The following is a 1,783-nucleotide window of genomic DNA, read 5'->3' on the forward strand; positions in this document are numbered from 1 at the left end:
TCTAAGAGCCTCTTGCAAATGATCAAGGTATGGAGGGATCTCGCTCATGTCGGATGGGCCAAGAAAGCAGTTCAAGCGCGAAAGAGACAAGTAGCAGGTCAGCGGCGCCAGCGATCTTCGAAGTCTCGCCGCGACGCCCATTCCGCCAGCCAGTTGGCAAGCCAGCGATACCCCACTCCAGCCGCGATGATGCCCGCACCAACGACCACGGCGATCCATTCCAGGTCGAAAATGCCCAGTACCAGCACCAGAAGACCGAAGGCTATGAAGCCCCAGGACAAGACGACCATGCGCTCCAGAAAGACCTGACTGGCCCCATATCTACTCACGACGACCTCCCGCAAATGAGACGCAGCCTCCAGCCATCCCGCTCCCACAAACAGGCTCCCTGCGTCCCAGAGCGAACTGCGCGCGCCTCTGAACAAGATCTGCCGCATGGGGAGTACGGCACTCGACCCCCGGCAACGGCGGCTCGATGACAGCACACCACTCATCGCAGACCGCTCAAGGCTTGAGCCACTCCAGCACCCCCACGCCAGGGGGCACATCCGACAGCAAGTGAGATCCACCCCACCATTGATCATTTGTGGGAGATCCTCAGCGGGGCCGGTCACGCGCCTATGACGTGCCTAGGCATGCCGGTGACTTGCCTACGCGGCTGCCTAAGAAATGCCTACATGGACGGGTTCCCTTGAGCCCGTGCCGTCCTGAGACGGGTGGATGCGCAGAAGCACCCTCGTCATGACCCAACACCCCGATCACCACGAGAACACCGAGAACTCCGGCAGCAGTGGCCGCCCGCCACGGCGAGAAGTGGACCGCGTCGCCGGCGAGTTGGTGCCGTTGTCTGTGTGGGCGTGCGCGCAGCAGCCCTCCAGGATTCAGCGCCAAGGTCGCTACCTGCACTCCTCGACTGCGCACCCGGCGAAGATGTTGCCGGCCCTGGCCGCCACTGCCATCAGCTCCTATACCAAACCGGGAGAGCTGGTGCTGGATCCGATGTGCGGGACACCCGCAACAGCGGGCAGAGCGGCGTCCAAAAGCGGAATCACACCTACGGAAAGACCCCGCACAACCTCTCTCGAGGCAGCCACGACCGTCTCGTTTGTGGGTTCACCGACATCCTCATCGGATGCCTGCCGCTGTTGCGGCCCGGCGGCGTCGTCGTCATCACCACCCGCCCGTTCCGCAAAGGCGGACGGCTGGTTGACTTCCCCGCCCAGGTCTGGGCGGCTGCCCAAGACGCCGGGCTGGAACCGGTGCAGCGGCTGGTGGCTTTGCTGTGTGGAATCAAAGACGACCGGCTGGTCACCCGGGCGTCGTTTTTCGCCATGCACGAAACCGGCCAAGCGCGCGCCGCGGGTCTGCCCTTGCATGTCAACGCCCACGAAGAGGTCCTCGTCTTGAGACGCCCGCTCGACCCGGGCCAAGACATCGCGCCTGCGCCACAGGACGCCCGGTGATGTGGCAGCCCGTGACATCCTCCGGCGACGTCCTGAACTGGACGGTTCCCGCGCTGGTCCTGCGCGCTGGCCGGCTCGGGTTCGGCGACCACGACCTTGACCGGCGGTGGCGAGTCGAGCGTCTATGTGATGCGCCCTGGGCGGCAGGCCAGCTGGATGCGGCCACTCCACATCCGGCGTGGAGGCCGAATCGGAGTCATCCAGGCTGCGGTCACCGCCCAGGGCGCCCTCCCGTGCGCGGTTCCCTCAGCCATCACGACCACCGGTGTCGTGGCCAGCGGAATCGGCTTGACCACGCCCGACGAGCCGAACGTGGATGC

General features: G+C 65.1%; 2 protein-coding genes. One reads left to right on the forward strand and one right to left on the reverse strand.

Features of this window, described 5'->3' with window-relative positions; genetic code table 11:
* Positions 1 to 98: 98 nt before the first annotated feature.
* Positions 99 to 437, reverse strand: a complete 339-nt coding sequence (locus tag HKK72_RS38970) for a hypothetical protein (RefSeq protein WP_187239387.1) — start codon at positions 435 to 437, stop codon at positions 99 to 101.
* A 564-nt stretch (positions 438 to 1,001) separates the two neighbouring features.
* Between HKK72_RS38970 and HKK72_RS41925 the strand changes: the two genes are divergently transcribed.
* A complete protein-coding gene (locus HKK72_RS41925; RefSeq protein WP_261987617.1) occupies positions 1,002 to 1,463 on the forward strand; it encodes a hypothetical protein in 462 nt (153 codons plus the stop codon).
* Positions 1,464 to 1,783 lie beyond the last annotated feature (320 nt).

The organism is Actinomadura sp. HBU206391, assembly GCF_014323665.1.
Taxonomy (GTDB): domain Bacteria; phylum Actinomycetota; class Actinomycetes; order Streptosporangiales; family Streptosporangiaceae; genus Actinomadura_C.

Excerpts from the sequence above, each read along its gene's own strand:
- HKK72_RS38970 (WP_187239387.1), bottom strand. The coding sequence starts at position 437 with ATGCGGCAGATCTTGTTCAGAGGCGCGCGCAGTTCGCTCTGGGACGCA.